Origin of the sequence: Pseudoroseomonas sp. WGS1072 (assembly GCF_049340465.1) — a bacterium.
Lineage (GTDB): Bacteria > Pseudomonadota > Alphaproteobacteria > Acetobacterales > Acetobacteraceae > Pseudoroseomonas.
On record NZ_JBMPSU010000002.1, the window covers coordinates 147,126 to 164,253 of the forward strand.

Here is a 17,128-nt window from a genome sequence, read left to right on the forward strand (position 1 = left end):
CGGGAAGCCAAGACAAAGATCGGGGGCCGCCTGAGGGCTTGCGCCGGCCTGTGTCGCCGGCCCACCCTGAAGTCTCGGGGGAAGCGCAAGGATCACCGACATGCAACCCAAGGCCGTCTATCCGGACCTCGCCGGGCGCAGCGTTTTCATCACCGGCGGCGGCAGCGGCATCGGCGCCGCCCTGACCCGCGCCTTCGCCCTGCAGGGCAGCCGCGTGGCCTTCGTGGACATCGCGCTCGACGAGAGCGAGGCCCTCGTCGAATCCTGCCGGGAGGACGAGGTCGAGCACCCTCCGCTCTTCATTCCCTGCGACCTGCGTGACATCGGGGCGCTGCGCGCCGCCGTGGAGCGGGCCGGCGAGCGGCATGGCGACATCACGGTGCTGCTCAACAACGCGGCGCATGACGAGCGCCACGCCGTGGACCGCGTCACGCCCGAGTACTGGGACGACCGCATGGCGGTGAACCAGCGCCCGGTCTTCTTCGCCGCCCAGGCCGTGCTGCCGCAGATGCAGCGCGCCGGCGGCGGCTCCATCGTAAACTTCGGCTCGGTGAGCTGGAAGCTCCGGCAGGGCGGCATGCCGGCCTACACCATGGCCAAGGCCTCGATCCACGGCCTGACGCGCGGCCTGGCGCGGGACTTCGGCAAGCAGGGCATCCGGGTCAACACGCTGGTGCCAGGCTGGGTCATGACGGAGCGGCAGCTTCGCCTCTGGGTGACGCCGGCCGCCGAGAAGGAGATCGAGGCGGGGCAGGTGCTGGCCGGCCGGGTGATGCCGGAGCATATCGCCGAGATGGCGCTGTTCCTGGCCTCCGATGCGGCGGCGATGTGCTCGGCGCAGGAATTCGTGGTGGATGGCGGATGGACGTGAGGCATCACAGCTTCGTGTAGGCGGGGCGCGACGCCTGCCCGCCGGCTCGGCGCCTCTGCTAGCCTCGGCGCAACAGCCCGGCCAACGAGGCTGAGGACTGCGTGCCCCGCACGGAGTCCGGAGGAACCGACAGGAGCGGATATGAAGCGTCGTTCAATTCTGGCGGCGCCGGCGGCGCTGGCCCTGGCCGGCCTGCCGCGCGGCGTGGGTGCGCAGGAGAAGCGCAGCCTCGCCTTCGTCGTCAACGTCTCCGCGGATTTCTGGACCATCTGCCGGCGCGGCATCGAGAAGGCCAATCGCGAACATCCCGATTTCGCCATGGAGATGATCGTGCCCGGGCAGGCCAGCGCCGCCGAGCAGCGCCGCATCGTCGACGAGCTGCTGGCGCGCCGCGTCGCCGGCATCGCCATCTCGCCCATCAACCCGGCCAACTCGACCGAGATGCTGAACCGCGCCGCGGCGCAGGCCGTGCTCTTCACCAGCGATTCCGACGCGCCGAACAGCAACCGCGCCGTCTATATCGGCACCGACAACGTCGCCGCCGGCCGCGAAGCCGGGGCCCAGATGAAGCGCGCCCTGCCGAAGGGCGGCAAGGCCATGCTCTTCGTCGGCACCATGGATGCCGACAATGCGCGCGAGCGCGTGCAGGGAATCCGCGAGGCCCTGCAGGGCAGCCAGATCCAGGTCGTCGACATCCGTACCGATGAATCCGACATCGCCCGCGCCAAGCGCAATGTCGAGGATACGCTCGCCCGCTACAGCGACATCGATCTGCTGGTCGGCCTCTGGGCCTACAACACGCCGCAGATCTACCAGGCCGTGAAGGCGGCCGGGCGGGAGGGCAAGGTCCAGGTCGTGGGCTTCGACGAGGATGCGCTGACGCTGCGCGGGGTCGCCGATGGCACGATCCTCTCCACCGTCGTGCAGCAGCCCTTCGAGTTCGGCTACCAGAGCATGGTCGGGATGGTGCGGTACCTGAACAACGACCGTGGCTTCATTCCCGCCAGCAAGCAGATCATCATTCCCACGCGGATCATCGACAAGTCCAACGTCGCCGAGTTCCAGGCCCAGATGCGCGAACTGCTGCGCGGGCGCTGAGCGCCCGTGGCGCCGCTGCTGGAACTGAAGGGCATCGGGAAGAGCTATCCCGGTGTCCGCGCGCTGGACGGCGTCGACCTGTGCCTCGAAGCCGGCGAGGTGCTGGGCCTGATCGGCGAGAACGGCGCCGGCAAGTCCACGCTGATGAAGATCCTGGGCGGCGTGGTGCCGCCCAGCGAGGGCCGCATCCGGATCGCCGGCCGGGACCGCGCCTCGCTCAGCGTCGCCGAGGCGAGCGCCGCCGGCATCGCCTTCGTGCACCAGGAGCTCAACCTCTTCGACAATCTCGATGTCGCCGGCAATGTGCTGTTCGGCCGGGAGCCGGTGCGGGGCGGGCCGCTGCGCCTGCTCGACCGCCGTGCCGCCGCGGCGCGGGTGGCGCCGCTGCTGCGGCGGCTCGGCGCCGACTTCGCGCCGGAGACGCCCGTGGCGGAGCTGTCCATCGCGCAGCGGCAGCTGGTGGAGATCGCCCGCGCGCTGGCCGCCGAGGCGCGCATCATCATCCTGGACGAGCCGACCTCCTCCCTGACCCTGTCGGAAACGGCGCGGCTGCTGTCCGTGGTGAAGGAACTGCGGGCGGGCGGCGCCGGCCTGATCTACATCACCCACCGGCTGGGCGAGATCATCGACTGCGCCGACCGGGTCGTCTGCCTGCGCGACGGGCGGCTGGCCGGTGCCTTGCCGCGCGAGGAGATCGGCCATGCGGCGATGATCCGCCTGATGATCGGGCGCGACTTGCGCGCGCTCTACGCGCCGCCGGGCCGGGCGGCCGGGGCGGGCGGGCTGGAGGCGCGCGGCCTGGTCACGCCGGCCTTTCCCGGCCAGGCGGTGGACCTCCATGTCAGGCCCGGCGAGATCCTCGGCCTGGCCGGACTCGTCGGTGCCGGCCGGACCTCCCTGGCGCGCAGCCTCTTCGGCCTGGACCCGCCGCTGGGCGGGGCGGTCCTTCTGGACGGGCGGCCGCTGCGCCTGGCCTCCCCGCGGGAGGCGGTGGAGGCCGGGATCTATCTGGTGCCCGAGGACCGCAAGCGGGATGGCCTGGTGCTCGACATGCCGATCGTCGAGAATGTCACCCTGGCCAGCGCGCCGGCCTATGCGCGCTTCGGCCTGATCCGGCGCGCGGCGGAATGGGCGGCCAGCGAGGCGCAGCGGGCGGCCCTCCGCATCAGGGCGCCCGACTCCGCGGCGCGGGTCGGCGACCTCTCCGGCGGCAATCAGCAGAAGGTGGTGCTGGCCAGGTGGCTCAGCATGGCGCCGCGCGTCATCCTGCTCGACGAGCCGACGCGCGGCATCGATGTCGGCGCCAAGGGAGAGATCTATGCCCTGATGCGCGCCCTGGCCGATCGCGGCGTCGCCATCCTGATGATCTCCAGCGACATGGAGGAGGTGCTGGGCGTCAGCGACCGCATCCTGGTGATGCATGAGGGCCGCATCAGCGGCGGCCTGGAGCGGGAGGGCTTCAGCGAGCAGGCGGTGCTGCGGCTGGCCATCGGGGAGGTGCCGGCGCCGGACGCCGCCGGACAACAGGAGAGCCTGCCGGCATGAGCAAGAAGGAAATCGGCCTCGCCCTGCTGCTGATCGTGATCGGCGGCATCACCGCGGCGCTCAACCCGCTCTTCCTGTCCGGGGTGAACCTGCTGAACATGGCCAATCTGATCGGCCTCTTCGGCATCTTCGCCATCGGCCAGGGGCTGATCATCATCACCGGCGGCATCGACCTCTCGGTCGGCTCGATCTTCGCGCTGCTCGGCGTGGTGCTGGTCGATCTGCTGGTGAACTTCGAGCTGGCCTGGCCGCTGGCGGTGCTGGCGGTGCTGGGGGCGGGGCTGGTGCTGGGTCTGCTGCACGGGCTCCTGGTGACGCGGCTGAAGCTGCAGCCCTTCGTCGTCACGCTCTGCGGCCTGCTGATCTATCGCGGCATCGCCCGCTACTACACGCAGGATTCCACCATCGGCTTCGGCTATGCGGGGGCCGAGCTCGACACCCTCGCCTGGCTGGCCTCGGGCCGCAGCCTCGGCATCCCCAATCCCTTCCTGATCCTCCTGCTCGTCGCCGGCGTCATGGCGGTGGTGCTGCACAGGACGGTCTTCGGGCGGCATCTCTACGCGGTGGGCCGCAACGAGGAGGCGGCGCGCCACTCTGGCATCAACACCGACGGCGTCATCATGGGGGCCTATCTGCTGGGCGGCGGCCTGGCGGGGCTGGCCACCGTGCTGCTGGTCTTCTACACGAGCTCCGTCTCCCCCTCCTCTTTCGGCAGCTTCTACGAGCTTTACGCCATCGCCGCCGCGGTGCTCGGCGGCTGCTCGCTGCGGGGCGGCGAGGGAAGCATCCTCGGCATCGTGCTCGGCACCGTCCTACTGCAGATCCTGCAGAACCTGGTGAACATCCTGGGCATTCCCTCCTCGCTCAACTTCGCGGTGATGGGGGCGGTGATCCTGATGGGCGTCATCGCCGACCGGCAACTGGGCCTGCGGCGGCAGCGCATCCAGATGACGCGCAGTCAGCCGGCGGCGGCGGAATGATCCACCTACACAACCATAGGATGCTGAAACAGTATTAATGGAGACCGGAGGTTTATGTCAGCCAAGCCCGTCACGGAAAAGTGATTTCAGGATAGTGGCCGGCAAAAGAGCATAGGATTTCTCGCCCCTGCGGTATAGTTGTGCTTACAGGCAAGGCCTGCCCCAGGAGCGCGTACCTTGATAGAGGTCACCTACTCTCGCCACAGTGACCCCCGCATTGCTGCCCGCCTTTGTGCCGACGCCCTCCGGGCCCGGCAACCCGATCTGCTGCTCGTCTTCTGCGGCGGCAAACTGGATCCGGAAACGGTGATGGTCGTGCTCAAGGAGAGCCTCTCCGACGTGCCCGTGGTGGGCGGCGCCTCCGCCGGGGGCATCACGCGGCAGGGGATCGGCTACAGCGGCCTGGAACTCGTGGTGATCGCCTTCTCCGGCTGGGTCACGCCCCGTATTCTCATCGAGGAGATGGCGCCGGACGAGGTGACGGCGGGGGAGCGCCTGGGGCGGCGCGTGGCCGATCTGGCCTCCGAGGACGCAGCCGTGCTGCTGCTGTACGACAGCGTCGCCAGCCGGCCGCCGCTGCGGCTGCACCCGGCCAGCCAGATCGTCAGCGGTTTCCATGCCGGGCTGAGCGATCGCCAGGTCCGCCTCTTCGGCGGTGGCCTGCTGACCGACATGAATCTCTCCGATGGCTGGGTGCTGGATGGCGATCGGGTCCGCCACCATCTGGCGGTGGCCCTGGTCTTCCCGCCCGAGATCGAGGTGGTGTGCGAGATCCTGCACGGCTGCCGGCCGGTGAGCACCTTCATGGAGATCACCCGGATCGACGGGGCGGATGTCTACGAGCTGGACGGGGAGCCCGCCCTGGTGGTGATCGAGCGCATGCTGGGACTGCAGCTTGGGGAGTCCCAGGGCCAGGAGCTGTCCCTGCTGGCCACGCTCGGCCAGAAGCAGGGCGATCCCTTCGCCCCCTATGACGAGAACGCCTATGTGAACCGGCTGATCCTGCGCGCCAGCCCGTCCAATGGGTCCGTGACCCTGTTCGAGCCCGACTTCTTCACCGGCGCGCAGGTGCAGATCATGGCGCGGGACAATTCCCTGATGCTGGAATCCGTCCGGCACGGCGTGGCCTCCCTGCGCGAGGCCGTGAGGGAGGACGACAACCAGTTGGCTCTCTACATCGACTGCGCCGGCCGGGCGAGCGCCCGCAGCGGTGCCTTCCGGGAGGAGGCGGAGATGGTCGTCAAGGGGCTCGACCTGCCGGTGCCTTTCGCCGGCTTCTATTCCGGCGTGGAGATCGCGCCGTTCCAGGGCTATTCCCGCCCGCTGGACTGGACCGGCGTGCTGGCCATCCTGCGCCGCCGCCCTCGATGAACGTCATGCCACAGAGCGGCAAGGCCGGGCAGCTCGAGCGCGAACTCGCCTACTACCGCCGCGAATGCAACATGCTGGGCGCCCGTCTCCTCAGCCTGCAGGAGGAGCAGAGCCAGGCCTTCCGCGAGGCGCGGCGCAGCCGCACCGTGGCCAAGCTGATCCGGGAGGCGTATCGGCTGATCGACCACAGCACCTCGCCCGAGGCGCTGGGCGGGCCGATGCTCGCCATCCTGCTCGACAACACCATGTGCGACCGTGCCGCGCTGCTGCGGGAGGACAGGCCCGGAAGCGGGCATTTCACCGTGACCCATGCGCTCGGCCTCGGCGGCGAGCTGCCGGCGCCGGTCAGCCTGCCCGCCACGCCCGGCTTCTTCTTCACCACCTCGCGCAGCCGGATCGAGCCGCCGGCCTATGAACTCACCGCCATCCTGCGGCTGCCCTACATCCTCTGGGCCTATGACGCGACCTCGGGCCTCGCCCTCATTCTCGGCAACCAGAGCGAGAGCAATGTCAGCCGGCCTTTCGAGGAGGCGGATCAGGAGATCGTCGAGGGGGCGCTCTCGGTCTATATCGACATCCTGCTGCGCAAGCGGGCCGAGGTCGAGATGCGCGAGGCGCGGCGCATGGCGGAGGAGGCCAGCTCCACCCGCTCGCGCTTCCTGGCGACGCTGACGCATGAGCTGCGCACGCCGCTCAACGCCATCATCGGCTTCTCGGAGATGATGGCCACGGGTTCGACCTTCAATCCGACGCCCGAGCAGATCGGCCAGTACAACACCCACATCCTGACCTCGGCCAACCACCTTCTGGCCCTGATCAACGAGATCCTGGACTATTCCAGCCTGGCGCGCGGCCGCACCTCGCTGTCGCTGCGCTGGGCGCGGCTGGAGGACATGGTGCAGGAGAGCCTGGGCGCCGCCACGGCCTTCGCCGCCGAGCGCGGGATCTCCCTGGGCAGCCAGCTCGGCGAGGAGCCGCTCTGGCTGAAGGTGGACCGCACGCGGTTCCGCCAGATCCTCGACAACCTGCTGAGCAACGCCATCCGCTTCACCCCGGCCGGAGGCAAGGTCCGGGTCGAGGTCGCGCCGGAGGCGGAGGGCATCCGGCTCTGCGTGCGCGACACCGGCATCGGCATGCTCGCCGAGGACATTCCGCGCGCCCTCGAGCCTTTCCAGCAGCTCGACAACAAATTCAGCCGCTCCTCGCCCGGCACGGGCCTCGGCCTGCCGATCGCGCGGGGGCTGGTCCGGGCCCATGGCGGGGAGCTGACCATCGAGAGCGCGCGCGATGCCGGCACCTGCGTCTGGATCAGCCTGCCGGAGGAGGCGCTGCACCGCGGCGCGGCGCCCCCCTCCGCCAAGCCCTGAGGGCAGGGGCCGGGCGTCCGGGCCCCCTTCCGGCTCAGGCCACGGCCCCGGGCGGCGTCGCGGCGAGAGTGGCCAGGTTGCGGTCGACGGCATGGATCAGCCCCCAGTTCTCGCTATAGTTCATGGGGAAGCCCGGGGAGCCGGCATCCTCGTCCTGCTGCCGGGCACGGGCGTAATCCGTCCACTTGCGGGTCGCCGGACGGCGGTGATGGAAGTCGTGGCAGGGCGCGTCGCCCACCAGCACGAAAACACGGCTGAACAGGACGGCGGTCAGCATCCGCGCCCACCAGCCGGTCCAGGCCAGGGCGCCGCGCAGGCTCGTCGCCAGCGCCTCGGGCGGCAGGGCGCCGGGGAAGACGCCGACGGTGGAGGCGCAGACGAAGGCCTTGCCGCGCGCCTCGATCAGCGCGACATCGGGGAAGCGGTGCTCGCAGAGGATGCGGAAGACCGTCGCGATCTGCAGCAGGATGGTCAGCGGCAGGAACCAGGCGACCAGCACGGCACCCCAGGCGCCCGTGGCCGCGGCGACCAGCAACGGCAGCGCCAAGCCGGCGCGGGCCATCCAGTCATGCTGGCGATCGCCGCTGAACATGGCGGCCTTGACGCGGCGCAGCAGGAAGCGGGCGTGGAAGGCGGGGGAGATCAGGTTCATCACCACCCGGCGCCACAACTCGCGCTTCGGCACGCCGGGCTCCAGGCCGCAGACACCGAAGACGAAGCCGGTGAACTCGTCCTCATCCGTCAGCAGCTTGTTGGCGCTGTGATGCATCATGTGGTCCCGCTGATAGTCCTCGAAGCGGGTGAACAGCAGCAGCGCCGAAACCAGGCGCCCGACCTGACGGTTCCGCTCACGCGACCGGAACACCGTGCCGTGCGAGCAGTGATGGAAGATGACGACCTGGTAGAGGCCAAGGCCGGAGCTGGTGGCGGTCAGGCCGGCGGCCAGCATCAGCAGGGCGACGGGCCAGGGCAGCGCGGCGAGCAGCGCCGTGGCGCTCAGGGCGCATCCCACGGCCATCCAGGCCAGGCCGCCGGCGACATAGCGCCGGGCCGGAATTTCCCGGGCGGCCTCGCCAGGGGCCGGCTTGGCAGTCAGCCAGGTCAGGAAGGGCTGCAGGGCAGCAGGCAGACGCTGCGCCATGGCCGCGCGCGGATCCTCGCGCAGGCCTGGCACGGACTGCAGCGAGACCCCGGTCGGCACGTTGATTCGATTGAGCTTCATGTCGAATTTCCTCTTCTGAGGCGGATTGGTTCGCTGCGCCCGAGTATTTCGGGGTGCGCTGTCTTTATCGCCCGAACAAGGAATTCTGACTTGATTTTATTACTGTGCAGTCATTTAGACTTACCAAAGCCTTTGAGACGAAAAATGGTGCAATCTGTCGGTTTTCAACCCGGCAGGGTAAGAGTGCAGTGGGCTGCGATCTCCGCCCGCCGGGCCAGCCATACCCTGTCACCCAGGGCCGCGAGCCTGGCAAGGGTGCCCTCGAAGGTGGGAAAGCGCCCCGGCCGGCCGCAGATCCGAAGGTGGAAGCCGATATTCAACAGCCGAGGTTTCCCTTCCTCGCCCTCGCGCAGAAGCACCTCCAGCGCGTCCGAAATATAATCGAGCATCTCAACAGATCGAACAAATCCATTGGGGTGGAAGAATTTCATGTCGTTTGTATCGAGTGCGTAAGGAATAACCATGAGGCCCGGCCGGTTGCTGTCGCGGTAGGGCAAGTCATCGTCAAAGGCATTGGAAATATAGAGATATCCCTGGTCCCGAAGTAGCTCCCGAGTCCAGGGACTCTCGGATCCGCGGCAGAAGAAGCCGACGGGACGCGTCCCGGTAGCGTCTTCGATGGCGCGCGCTGTGCGCGACAGGTCCGCGGCCTCCTCGGCGGCCGAGGTGTAGTCCGCATGCGGTCGCCACAGCCAGCCGTGCGCCGCCGCCTCATGCCCCGCCTCGGTCACGGCGCGGGCCAGGGCCGGTGCCCGGGCCACGGCCCGCCCGCACATCAGGAAGGTGGCCGGAACCTTGTGGCGCCGCAGCGAATCGAGCATCCGCCAGAGGCCGGCGCGGGTGCCGTAGGCGAAGATCTGCTCCTGCCCGATGTCCCGCCGGCCCGCCGGCACGACGCTGATCACCTCGCCCATCCGCTCGCATTGCGCGTCGCCGTCGCCGACCTGCTGCTCGGCGCCCTCCTCGAAGTTCACCACCACCGAGACGGCGAGGCGGGCGCCGTTGGGCCAGCGCAGGTCAGGCCACTGGCCGCCATAGCCGATCATGTCGCGGGTCATGCGGGATCTCCTTCCGTGAGGTGGCCCCGCCCTGGCACGGGCGATGCAAGACGCGGCGCCATGCCCAGCGACATCGCGCCCGAATCCGCCCTCGCCGAAACCCTCCTGGCACGGCTGCGCGCCGCCAGCCTGGATGCGCCGGGCGTGACCCGCGCCTCCTTCGGTCCCGGCGAGCGCGTCGCCCACGCCCTGATGGCCGAGGCCGCCGCCACCCTTGGCCTGGAGGTCGCCGTCGATGCCATCGGCACCTTGCGGATGACCCTGCCGGGTCAGGATCGTGATCTGCCGGCGGTGGTGATCGGCTCGCATCTCGACAGCGTGCCGCATGGCGGCAATTACGATGGCGCCGCCGGGGTGGTCATGGGCCTCGCCGCCGCCGCCCGGCTCCGGCGCAAGGGGGCGCGGACTGCCCGCGATCTCATCATCCTGGGTATCCGTGCCGAGGAAATGTGCTGGTTCGCGGCGCATTATCTCGGCAGCCGCGCGCTGTTCGGCCTGTTGCCACCCGAGACGCCGGACCAGCTGCGCCGCGCCGACACGGGCCGCACCCTCGCCGAGCACATGATCGAGGAGGGGCTCGACCCGACGCCGATCCGCGAGGGCCGGGCGTTGATGGACCCGGCGCGCATCGCCTGCTTCCTGGAGCCGCATATCGAGCAGGGGCCCGCCCTGGTCGCGGCCGGGCTGCCGGTGGGGATCGTCACCGGCATCCGCGGCAGCCTGCGCTATCCGCGCGCCAGCGTCAGCGGGGAACATACCCATGCCGGCGCCGTGCCGAGGGCCTTCCGGCGCGACGCCGCGATGGCCGGCGTCGCGCTGATCGCCGCGCTGGAGCGCCGCTGGATCGAGATGGAGCGGGCCGGGGCCGACCTGGTCTGCACCGCGGGCATCCTGGCGACCGATCCGGCCCACCAGGCGCCGACCAAGGTGCCGGGCTTCCTGCGCTTCAGCCTCGATATCCGCAGCGAGGATGCCGCCCTGCTGGCGGAGACCGACCGCTGGCTGCGGGAGGAGACGGCGCGGCTGGAGGCGGAGCGCGGCGTGCGCTTCGACCTCGGCCCCGGCACCCATGCCGCGCCCGCCCGGATGGATGCGCGCATTCAGGACATCCTCTGGCGCGCCGGCGAACGGACGGGGACAGGCATGATGCGCATGGCCTCGGGCGCCGGGCACGACTGCGCCACCTTCGCCGGGCTGGGCATTCCTTCCGCCATGCTGTTCCTGCGCAACGAGAACGGCAGCCACAATCCGGACGAGACGCTCGACATGGCCGATCTCGCCGCCGGCCTCGCCGTGCTGACGGGCGCGCTGGAGGAGCTTCTCGCCTGATCGCGACACCCTGGCGGAATTCTTGCCCGTGGCGGAACTTCTGTCGCTGGCACAACTCTTGCTGCCGACGAGCGCGATGCTGAAGACCTCTCCGATCGAAACGTCCACCGCCGGCCATCGTCTCGACATGGACGGCATCCGCGTGCGCTATGGCAGCGCGACCGCGGTGGATGGCGTGACCCTCACCGTGGAGCCCGGCGAGATCCTGGCTCTGCTCGGCCCCTCCGGCTGCGGCAAGACGACGCTGCTGCGCACCGTCGCCGGCTTCATCCGCGCCGATGCCGGGCGCGTGCTGGTCGATGGCCGCCCGATCGATCACCTGCCGCCCGGCGGCCGTGGCGTGGGCATCGTCTTCCAGTCCTACGCCCTCTTCCCCCACATGACAGCGGCACAGAATGTCGCCTACGGACTGGAAGCCCGGGGCCGGCCGAAGGCGGAGATCGTCCGCCGCGTCGAGGCGGCGCTCTCCGCCGTTCGCATGGAGGCGTTCGGCGAGCGGCGTCCGCGCGCGCTCTCGGGTGGGCAGCAGCAGCGCGTGGCGCTGGCCCGCGCACTGGCCACCGAACCGCGCATCCTGCTGCTCGACGAGCCCTTCGCCGCGCTCGATCGCGCCCTGCGGCTGGACCTGCAGCTCGAGATCAAGCGCATCCAGCGCCGCTTCGGCGTCACCGCCGTGCTGGTCACGCACGACCAGGACGAGGCGATGAGCATGGCCGACCGCATGGCGGTGATGAACCGCGGCCAGGTGGAGCAGGTGGCGGCGCCCGCGGAGGTCTACGACACTCCCGCCACGCCCTTCGTCGCCGGCTTCGTCGGCACCAGCAACCGGCTGCATGGCAAGGTCGAGGCGCGGCAGGGCGAGGATTACCGCATCCGCCTCGATGTCGGCGCCACGGTCACGGTGCCCAGCCCGCGCGGCTTCGCCCTGGGCGAACGGGTGCTGCTCAGCGCGCGGCCCGAGCATCTCATGCTGCATCCGGACGCGCCGGAGACAGCCGGGAGCTGGCCGGCGCGGTTGCGCCTTTCACTCCCGCTGGGCCCGGCCCTCGTGCACGACGTCGAGGCCGGCAACACCGAACTCAAGCTGCACCAGGCGCGACACGGCGCGCCGCCCTCGCCCGGACCGGTGCGCATCGGCCTCTCGCCCGGCGCCCGTCCGGCCCTTTTCCCCGTTGGAGACGCGACATGATCGAAATGAGCCGCCGCCACGCCCTGAGCGCCACCCTCGGGCTGCTGGGCGCCGCCGCCCTGCCGGCCGGGCCGGCGCGGGCCGCCGGCAGCATGACCGCCGCGGTCTATCCGGGCGGCTGGGACGAGGCATTGCGGGCCGTGCTGGCGCCGGCGCTGAAGCAGAACCACGGCGTCGACGTGGCCTTCGAGCCGCTCTTCGCCGTCGACCAGATCGCCAAGGCGCGCGCGGCGCGCGGGGTCGCGCCCTTCGATGTCTTCGTGCTCGATCCCGGCCCACGCGTCAGCGGCATGGACCTGAAGCTCTTCGAGCCTTTCGATCCGAGCCGCCTGAGCAACCGCGGCAAGCTGCCCGCCGGCTACGCGGACGCGGTGGGCGCCGGGGTCGCGGCGCAGGTCGTCGGCATCGCCTACAATCCGAAGAAGATGGAGAAGCCGAAGGGCTGGGCGGACCTGTTCAGGCCCGAATACGCGAAGCAGCTCGGCCTGACCGGCTTCGGCACCACCTTCGGCACCATCTCGCTGATCGAGATGGCCAAGTCCGTCGGCGGCTCCGAGGAGAACATGGAACCGCTCTTCGAGGCGCTGCGCAAGATCCTGCCCGATGTCGCCGCCGTGGCGCAGCCGGCCGCCATGCCGGGCCTGTTCCAGCAGGGACAGATCGGCCTGATGTACACCAACACCTATACGGTGACGCTGCTGAAGTCGCGTGGCGTGGACATCGAGTTCGCGGTGCCGGAGAGCGGCGCCGCCGCCTTCGGCACCACGATGCACATCGCCAGGGGCAGCAAGAACATCGACGCCGCCTACCAGTACATCGACACGATGATCAGCACGCCGGTGCAGTCGGCGCTGTCGCAGGCGCCGTACTTCTTCGTGCCGGTCAATACCGAGGTGAAGCCGGGCGCCGACGTGCCGATGAAGTCGATCGACGACCTCAGGACCTTCGTCACGCATGACTGGACCAAGATCAACCCGCAGCGGCCGCGCTGGATCGACCGCTTCAACCGCGAGATGGCCAAGTGAGCGAGCGGGGCGCGTGGCGGCTCGCGCTGCCGCTCGCCCTGGCGCAGCTGCTGTTCTTCCTCTCGCCGCTGCTGCTGCTGGCGGCGACCTCCCTCGCGACGGACGAGAATCTCGACACTGCCAGCCTCGCGGCCTGGCGCGACGTGCTGGGCGATTCCTTCCACCGCCAGGCGGTTCTGAACACGCTGCGCCTCGGCGCCCTCACCGTGCTCGCCACCCTGCTCTTCGCGGTGCCCCTGGCGCTGCTGCACATGGTGGCGGGGCCGGCCCTCAAGCGGATCATCCTGCTCGCCGCCGTGCTGCCGCTGCTGACCTCGGTGGTGGTGCGGACCTTCGCGTGGATCGTCATCCTGGGGCGGGAGGGCGTCATCAACAGCACGCTGCTTTCCACGGGCCTGACCAGCGCGCCCATCCCGCTGCTGCAGACCGAACCCGGGCTGATCCTGGCGCTGACGCAGATCGAGATGCCGCTGATGCTGCTGCCGCTGATCGCCTCGCTCGGACGCATCGACCCGGCGCTGCTCGACGCCTCGGCCTCGCTCGGCGCCTCGCTGTTCCGCACGCTGCGCCGTGTCGTGCTGCCGATGGCGCTGCCCGGCCTGCTGGCCGGTGCCACGCTGGTCTTCGCCAGTGCCTCCACCGCCTTCATCTCGCAGTCGGTGATCGGCGGCGGCCGGCTGGCCTATCTCCCGTCGCTGGTCTGGCAGCAGGCCATGGTGGTGTTCAACTGGCCCCTCGCGGCGGCCCTGGCGCTGACGCTGATGGCCTCGGTGCTGGCCGTCGCGGCGGCGCTCTCGGCAGTGGGAAGGAAGGCCGCGCATGTCTAGATTCGCCGCCCGCGACAAGCCGCTGGCCCTGCTGATCCTGGCCCTGGCCGCGATCGGGCTGCTGATCCTCATCGGGCCGGTGCTGATCGTGCTGCTCACCTCCTTCACCACCTCGCAGGCCTTGCGCTTTCCGCCGCCGGGCCTGACCCTGCGCTGGTACGCCGACCTCTTCGACCCCGCGCGCTCGGCGCAGATCCATGTCGCCGCCGGCAATTCCCTGGCCGTCGCCGCCTGCACGGCCGCGCTCTCCACCGCCCTGGCGACCGGCGCGGCGCTGGCCATCTCCCGCTCCCGCGCCGCCTGGGCGCGCATGGCGGAAGGCGGCTTCATGGCGCCGCTGGTGCTGCCCGGCATCGCCTATGGCCTGGCGACGCTGATGTTCTTCTCCTGGCTGCGGCAGCCGCCGTCCTTCGGGCTGCTGGTCGCCGGCCATGCGATGATCGCGACGCCCTTCGCGCTGCGCACCATCGGCGCCAGCGCGGCGGGGCTCGATCCCGCCCTGCTGGAGAGCAGCGCCATCCTCGGCGCCTCGCCCTGGCGCACCTTCCGGCGCGTCGTGCTGCCCCTGATCATGCCGGGCGTGGCCGCCGGGGCCTTCCTCGCCTTCGTCTCCTCGCTCGACAATGTGCCGGTCTCCCTCTTCCTCTCCTCGGCTGAGACGGACATGCTGCCGATCCGCATGTGGGGCATGATGGAGACCTCGCTCGACGTGCGCGTCGCGGCGGCCTCCGGCGTGCTGGTGGCTGTTGCCTTCCTTCTTCTCGTGGTGATGGACCGTGCCGTGGGCCTGGTCCGCAGGATGGCCGGATGACGCTGAAGCCCGAACCCCTGACCGCCGAGGCCTTCGCGCCCTTCGGCGAGGTGCTGACGGTGCCGGAGGCCGCCGGCCGCCTCTACTACGAGGCGGCGCTGGCCAATGGCCGGGCCGGCGCCTGGCCCAGCCTGTCGCTGTCCTGCAAGGAGCCCGAGCCCGCGCGGCGGCTGCGCGTCGAGGCGATGGAGCGGCACGAGTTCTCGTCGCAGAGCTTCGTTCCGCTCGGCGCCGCCGCCTGGCTGGTGCTGGTGGCGCCGCATGGCGCGGATGGCGGACCGGACATGGCCAGGGCGCGCGCCTTCCTACCCGGCCCGGGCCAGGCCGTCACCTATGGCATCAATGTCTGGCATCACGGCATGACGGTGTTCGGCGCGCCGGCCCGCTTCGCCGTCTTCATGTGGCGCGATGGCGGGCCGGGGGATGAGGAATTCGTCCCCGTCGAACCCTTCACCCTGGACCTGGACTGACCTCCGATGACCTATCAGGTGAAGCGCGACTTCATCGGCTATGGCGCCAACCCGCCGGACCCGCGGTGGCCTGGCGGCGCGCGCGTCGCGGTCAATTTCGTCATGAACTACGAGGAGGGCTCCGAGCCCTCGGTGCAGGATGGCGAGGGCTATTCCGAGCACGGCCTGACCGAGGCCCCTGGCATCGCGCATATCCCGAAGGGTCGCGACCTCGCTGCCGAAGGCATGTTCGAGTATGGCAGCCGGGTCGGCTTCTGGCGGCTGATGCGGCTGTTCCAGGAGCGTGGCCTGCCGATGACGGTCTTCGGCTGCGCCCTGGCCCTGGAGCGCAACCCCGAGGCGGCGGCGGCCATCCGAGAGAGCGGCTTCGATGTCTGCTGCCACGGCTGGCGCTGGGTGAAGCACTACGAACTCTCCGAGGCCGAGGAGCGCGAGCACATCCGCCGCGCCGTCGCCTCGCTGGAGCGGACGGTGGGGCACCGCCCCGATGGCTGGTACTGCCGCTACGGACCCAGCGAGAACACGCGCCGCCTGGTGGTCGAGGAGGGCGGCTTCCTCTACGACAGCGACAGCTATGCCGACGAACTGCCCTGGTGGGTCACGGTGGAGGGCAAGGGCCATCTGGTCGTGCCCTATTCGCTGACCAACAATGACGGCAAGTACGCCGGCGCCGTCGGGACCTCGGAGCAGTGGTTCAGCTTCGTGCGGGACGCCTTCGACACGCTCTACGCCGAGGGCGCGCGGACGCCGAAGATGATGTCGGTCGGGCTGCACATGCGGCTGATCGGCCATCCGGCCCGGGCGGCCGGCCTGGCGCGGCTGCTGGACCATATCCAGAGGCATCAGGATGTCTGGATCACCCGGCGCATCGACATCGCCCGGCACTGGGTGAGGCAGCATCCCTATCCCGGCCGCGGGCTGAACGAATAGGGTGACGGCCCCGCTTGGCGGCGGGGCGGCTCCCCCCATAGCATCCGCGCGCCGGACACCCCAAGTCAGCGGCAACACAAGCCGGGAGACACCGATGCGCGCCACCTCCGTTCTCGAGACCATCGGCCAGACGCCGCACATCCGCCTGGGCCGCCTCTTCCCCGACGCCGAGGTCTGGGTGAAGTCCGAGCGCGCCAATCCCGGCGGCTCGATCAAGGACCGCATCGCCCTGTCGATGGTCGAGGCGGCGGAGGCGGAGGGCCGGCTGAAGCCGGGTGGCACGATCATCGAGCCGACCTCGGGCAATACCGGCATCGGGCTGGCCATGGTCGCGGCGGTGAAGGGCTACAGGCTGGTTCTGGTCATGCCGGAATCCATGTCCATCGAGCGCCGCCGGCTGATGCAGGCCTATGGCGCCACCTTCGACCTGACGCCGCGCGAGAAGGGCATGAAGGGCGCCATCGAGCGGGCCAAGGAGCTGGTGGCCGAGACGCCCGGCGCCTGGATGCCGCAGCAGTTCGAAAATCCGGCCAATATCGACGTGCATGTCCGGACCACCGCGCGCGAGATCCTGAGTGACTTCCCCGAGGGGCTGGACGCGCTGATCACCGGCGTCGGCACCGGCGGCCACCTCACCGGTTGCGCCCAGGTGCTGAAGCAGGCCTGGCCCGCGCTGAAGGTCTTCGCCGTGGAGCCCGAGGCCTCGCCCGTGATCTCCGGCGGATCGCCCGCGCCGCACCCGATCCAGGGCATCGGTGCCGGCTTCGTGCCGGCCAACCTGCACACCGACCTGCTGGATGGCGTCATCAAGGTCGCGGCCGATGCGGCCAAGGACTATGCCCGCCGCTCGGCGCTGCAGGAGGGCCTGCTGGTCGGCATCTCCTCCGGAGCGACGCTGGCCGCCATCGCCGCCAAGCTGCCGGAGCTGGGGCAGGGCGCGAAGGTGCTGGGCTTCAACTATGACACCGGGGAGCGCTATCTCTCGGTTCCGGACTTCCTGCCGGGCTGAGGCCCGCCGGGGCGGGACGGCGGGGC

General features: G+C 70.2%; 16 protein-coding genes. 14 read left to right on the forward strand and 2 right to left on the reverse strand.

Features of this window, described 5'->3' with window-relative positions; genetic code table 11:
• Positions 1-100 precede the first annotated feature (100 nt).
• From ACF3NH_RS18825 to ACF3NH_RS18850, 6 genes are all read left to right on the forward strand, one after another.
• Positions 101-871, forward strand: coding sequence for an SDR family NAD(P)-dependent oxidoreductase (locus ACF3NH_RS18825; protein WP_422925050.1), 771 nt, complete (start codon positions 101-103; stop codon positions 869-871).
• Positions 872-1,012: 141 nt separating this feature from the next.
• Positions 1,013-1,969: a sugar-binding protein gene (locus tag ACF3NH_RS18830; protein ID WP_422925052.1), complete on the forward strand. Its 957-nt coding sequence runs from the start codon at positions 1,013-1,015 to the stop codon at positions 1,967-1,969.
• Between the two features lie 6 nt (positions 1,970-1,975).
• Positions 1,976-3,514 carry a sugar ABC transporter ATP-binding protein gene (locus ACF3NH_RS18835; RefSeq protein WP_422925054.1) on the forward strand — a complete coding sequence of 513 codons (1,539 nt, stop codon included), beginning with the start codon at positions 1,976-1,978 and terminating at the stop codon, positions 3,512-3,514.
• Complete coding sequence (locus ACF3NH_RS18840) at positions 3,511-4,494, forward strand: ABC transporter permease (protein ID WP_198366837.1); 984 nt, start codon at positions 3,511-3,513, stop codon at positions 4,492-4,494. Before ACF3NH_RS18835 ends, ACF3NH_RS18840 begins: the two co-directional genes overlap by 4 nt.
• A gap of 177 nt (positions 4,495-4,671) precedes the next feature.
• The gene (locus tag ACF3NH_RS18845; RefSeq protein WP_198366838.1) at positions 4,672-5,865 is read left to right on the forward strand and encodes an FIST signal transduction protein; all 1,194 of its coding nucleotides are present in this window, start codon (positions 4,672-4,674) and stop codon (positions 5,863-5,865) included.
• Between the two features lie 5 nt (positions 5,866-5,870).
• On the forward strand, positions 5,871-7,232 hold the full coding sequence (locus ACF3NH_RS18850) for a sensor histidine kinase (RefSeq protein ID WP_198366839.1): 1,362 nt from the start codon (positions 5,871-5,873) through the stop codon (positions 7,230-7,232).
• 34 nt (positions 7,233-7,266) lie between these two features.
• Here ACF3NH_RS18850 and ACF3NH_RS18855 read toward each other — a convergent pair whose 3' ends face one another.
• Positions 7,267-8,454, reverse strand: coding sequence for a fatty acid desaturase (locus ACF3NH_RS18855; RefSeq protein WP_422925058.1), 1,188 nt, complete (start codon positions 8,452-8,454; stop codon positions 7,267-7,269).
• A gap of 164 nt (positions 8,455-8,618) precedes the next feature.
• Positions 8,619-9,512 carry a polysaccharide deacetylase family protein gene (locus ACF3NH_RS18860; protein WP_422925060.1) on the reverse strand — a complete coding sequence of 298 codons (894 nt, stop codon included), beginning with the start codon at positions 9,510-9,512 and terminating at the stop codon, positions 8,619-8,621.
• Between the two features lie 60 nt (positions 9,513-9,572).
• Here ACF3NH_RS18860 and ACF3NH_RS18865 point away from each other — a divergent pair, with 60 nt between their 5' ends.
• The 8 genes from ACF3NH_RS18865 (at position 9,573) to cysK (ending at position 17,102) form a co-directional block, all read left to right on the forward strand.
• Entirely contained in the window at positions 9,573-10,841 is a 1,269-nt protein-coding gene (locus ACF3NH_RS18865) for a hydantoinase/carbamoylase family amidase (RefSeq protein ID WP_422925062.1), read from the forward strand.
• A 76-nt stretch (positions 10,842-10,917) separates the two neighbouring features.
• Positions 10,918-12,030, forward strand: coding sequence for an ABC transporter ATP-binding protein (locus tag ACF3NH_RS18870; RefSeq protein WP_422925064.1), 1,113 nt, complete (start codon positions 10,918-10,920; stop codon positions 12,028-12,030).
• Positions 12,027-13,055 carry an extracellular solute-binding protein gene (locus ACF3NH_RS18875; protein ID WP_198366843.1) on the forward strand — a complete coding sequence of 343 codons (1,029 nt, stop codon included), beginning with the start codon at positions 12,027-12,029 and terminating at the stop codon, positions 13,053-13,055. Before ACF3NH_RS18870 ends, ACF3NH_RS18875 begins: the two co-directional genes overlap by 4 nt.
• Positions 13,052-13,882 (forward strand): ABC transporter permease, encoded by an 831-nt coding sequence (locus tag ACF3NH_RS18880; RefSeq protein WP_198366844.1) that lies wholly within the window; start codon positions 13,052-13,054, stop codon positions 13,880-13,882. The genes ACF3NH_RS18875 and ACF3NH_RS18880 overlap by 4 nt, the downstream gene beginning before the upstream one ends.
• Positions 13,875-14,693: an ABC transporter permease gene (locus ACF3NH_RS18885; protein WP_422925067.1), complete on the forward strand. Its 819-nt coding sequence runs from the start codon at positions 13,875-13,877 to the stop codon at positions 14,691-14,693. Before ACF3NH_RS18880 ends, ACF3NH_RS18885 begins: the two co-directional genes overlap by 8 nt.
• Complete coding sequence (locus tag ACF3NH_RS18890; protein ID WP_198366846.1) at positions 14,690-15,163, forward strand: ureidoglycolate lyase; 474 nt, start codon at positions 14,690-14,692, stop codon at positions 15,161-15,163. The genes ACF3NH_RS18885 and ACF3NH_RS18890 overlap by 4 nt, the downstream gene beginning before the upstream one ends.
• Before the next feature lie 6 nt (positions 15,164-15,169).
• Complete coding sequence (locus ACF3NH_RS18895) at positions 15,170-16,093, forward strand: allantoinase PuuE (RefSeq protein WP_198366847.1); 924 nt, start codon at positions 15,170-15,172, stop codon at positions 16,091-16,093.
• A 94-nt stretch (positions 16,094-16,187) separates the two neighbouring features.
• Positions 16,188-17,102: a cysteine synthase A gene (gene cysK / locus ACF3NH_RS18900; protein ID WP_198366848.1), complete on the forward strand. Its 915-nt coding sequence runs from the start codon at positions 16,188-16,190 to the stop codon at positions 17,100-17,102.
• The last annotated feature ends 26 nt before the right edge of the window (positions 17,103-17,128 follow it).